Annotated in this window: 2 protein-coding genes and 1 pseudogene; all 3 read left to right on the top strand. The window is 53.8% G+C overall.

Annotated elements, in window-relative coordinates; genetic code table 11:
* Positions 1 to 391 (top strand): annotated as a pseudogene (locus HP566_RS19040) (bacteriophage T4 gp5 trimerisation domain-containing protein); the annotation flags it as partial.
* A 212-nt stretch (positions 392 to 603) separates the two neighbouring features.
* A complete protein-coding gene (locus tag HP566_RS19035) occupies positions 604 to 1530 on the top strand; it encodes a hypothetical protein (protein WP_249978891.1) in 927 nt (308 codons plus the stop codon).
* 91 nt (positions 1531 to 1621) lie between these two features.
* Complete coding sequence (locus HP566_RS19030; RefSeq protein WP_249978890.1) at positions 1622 to 2758, top strand: hypothetical protein; 1137 nt, start codon at positions 1622 to 1624, stop codon at positions 2756 to 2758.
* Positions 2759 to 2831 lie beyond the last annotated feature (73 nt).

The raw sequence follows: 2831 nt of genomic DNA, 5'->3' as shown, positions 1-2831 counted from the left end.
TTGTTTCCTTCCTCGAAGGTGACCCGGACCAACCACTGATCACCGGGCGGGTCTACAACGCCGTTAATACGCCCCCCTATGCCTTACCCGAACACAAAACCCGCACGACCCTCCGCACCCAGAGCCATAAGGCCGATGGTTTTAACGAACTGCGCTTTGAAGATGAAGCGGGGGAAGAGCAGATCTGGCTCCACGCCCAGAGGAAGTGCATCAGGTCTCCAGGAGTAACACGGTGATTGAGGCCGGGGCAGAGATCACCCTTAAAGCAGGCGGTAGCTTCGTCAAGCTCGACCCCAGTGGCATTACTATCGTGGGCCCACAAGTCAGGATCAACTCCGGCGGCCGCCCTGGCGTGGGCAGCGGGCAAGCAGTGCTAGAACCTTTACGACCTCGCGGTGGTGAAAGTGGTATGGGGAGCTACAACCAGTCCTTTATCGCCATGTGGGGTGGTACACAGATACCCGCTGCCAATGTGCGTTACCGCATTACTGATGCACAGGGCAAGATTGTTAAAGAGGGGCGAACGAATGAACTGGGTGAAACCGGGCTGACAGAAAGTGAGGTACCTGGTCGTTTGCATATTGATATTTTAGGAGACTGAGCGTGGCTGCGAATGATGTTCTGGGCGCCGCTGATGCGGCCTATACCCCCACCGACGATACACAACCTGTCGCCGTTAACCTACATATCTGTGACAAGGAAGTGCCTCCTGCTACCCAAAACATTCTCGGGCGATGCGAATACTACTACCGGCCACTGCACGAGGAATATATAGAAAAGACTGGCGTTACTACCTGGGAATACGTCAGGTCGTGGGCTGAAGGTTGGGATCCGTTCGATGACGAAGGTGTCTTTAGACGTTTGCTGAGAAGGCGTGATCAACTCATTATGCCAGAAAGTACTGATGAGGATTGGTCTAGGCACGCCAACTTCATGGTGCGTCATGTCGGTTGTGGTCATGCTCCCCCAGAATATTATGTGGGCTATGGCTATTACTACTGCTCAACTTATGGTGCCAAATTAAATTCAAGGTTGAGTATGGGGGGGCAATTGTGGCTAAGGCAGGCGCGGCGTCTTCTTCAAGTGAATATAGAAGATGGTCTTGATGATAATATGCGTGGCGATCAGATTGAGGTGAATAGCCAACGCTACCCTAATCGAAGCGTAGCTATGAACGTTGCCCAGTATGAGTTGGAGGTCGACAATACTACTTTCAAAACGTTTGCTTTCAACACCCATGTTCCGGCGTATCTGGATGCAGGGCTGGCGGATTTACGCCTGGATGACCTAGCTAAGATAGGCGGCCAACCTAATATCGAGGAATGGCTAGATGGTGAAACATGGAGGCAGGCCATCGGAAGCGGTGCGGAAGTATATGGTGAAAAAGGTCCAAAAGGGATTCTGCTAGATGCAGCCGAAATTACCGGAGAGGTGCTTGTAGACATGGCGAATGATGCTGCCAATATGGTCCGGGATGTCGGCGATGCCGTGGAAAATGCTCTGCGCTCATTGATGCGACACCTCCGCTAGGTGAGATAAATTTATGCGATGGTTATGGCGAGGATTAATTTTAGCGGGGGTGGTCGCACTGATTGTGGGCTATGGCTTGGGAGACAATAAGATGTGGAGCAGAGTTAGCAACGATTTTATGACGGATGACAAGCCTTATGGGGCGGGAGATTTTCGCGTTCATGGTGAAAGTGTCATCTCCATGAAGCTGGTTAAGCCGGAGCTAACGTTTAAGCCAATGACTCAGGAGCAGCTTGATGATCCTAATTCCAAAGCTGAGTTTTCTGAAGAATGGATGAATGATGTGCACCAAAGAGCCAATCGCCGTGCAGTGCGCATTCTCGCTGGCCAGTTGAATAGTGGAGTTTCCACGCGCTTCGAGGAGCCGGCCCAACAAGCTGATTGGTGGCTATCGCCAAACAGAAATACTATCTATCTGGCTACAGGCTGGACGGACCGGACCCAGGAGCGTCTTCCTGGGCAGCGTTATCTTCCTCAGCTTACTCAACTTTTCAAGTCCACCGATCAAGGCCAAGAGTGGGAAAAACTCCGCTGGCCCGAAGACCAGAACATTACCTTTCTGCGCTTTCTCGATCCCCAGCGCGGCTATCTGATCGGCTGGGGGCCGAGGGTCTGGCGCACAAGGGACGGTGGCGAGCATTGGGATGAGTTGCCGGTACCCGAAGGTGCTCGCAATCCCGAAAATCCCCGTGAGCAGTTCGATCTTGTGGCGCTAGGGGAAGACAACGTGCTGCGCATGGCTTTCTATGATCACGCTGCCAATACCAGTCGAATCCATGCTCTGCCCTGGGGAGAGGATATCTCCCAACAGACCTTCACCATCCCCGGCCATACCGTGATGGATATCGCCGCCAATACCGAAGGGATGGTGTTCGTGTTGACCACTCAGGGGGCGCCCTACTTTTCTCTTGCCACGGAGGAACGAGAAGCGCCTCGACCTAGCGCCGTATGGAGCTGGAACAGTGATACCTTGGAGCAGTTGCATGAGTTTCCGCCCGAGCTGAAGGGCTACGCGCTGCACCTGACACCGGAAGAGGGCCTTCTGTTTGACGGTGTCGACGAATCTAGTCCGTTGGGTAGTGACGTTACCGCGGTGAGCTACGACGGGGGTGGGAGCTGGAAAATCGAAGATGAAGGTCGTAGTGCCCAAGGGGGCTACTACGATACCCGCACGGGCGAACGCTGGCGCGTGGCGGGCTACTCACTCTATCGGCGCGAGATTCCGTAAATGAAGTGGCGCTACACCATCACGCTGGGCGTGGTGTTACTGGGCTACTGGGTATTTACCCATGGCACAAGCT

This window comes from Vreelandella olivaria (assembly GCF_023507745.1).
Taxonomy (GTDB): domain Bacteria; phylum Pseudomonadota; class Gammaproteobacteria; order Pseudomonadales; family Halomonadaceae; genus Vreelandella; species Vreelandella olivaria_A.
Note: the sequence above shows the minus strand (reverse complement) of the source record. Positions and strands in the feature narration are given on the sequence as shown.

Bases quoted from the DNA above. Each gene is read 5' to 3' on its own strand.
- HP566_RS19030 (WP_249978890.1), top strand. From the start codon at position 1,622: ATGTGGAGCAGAGTTAGCAACGATTTTATGACGGATGACAAGCCTTAT.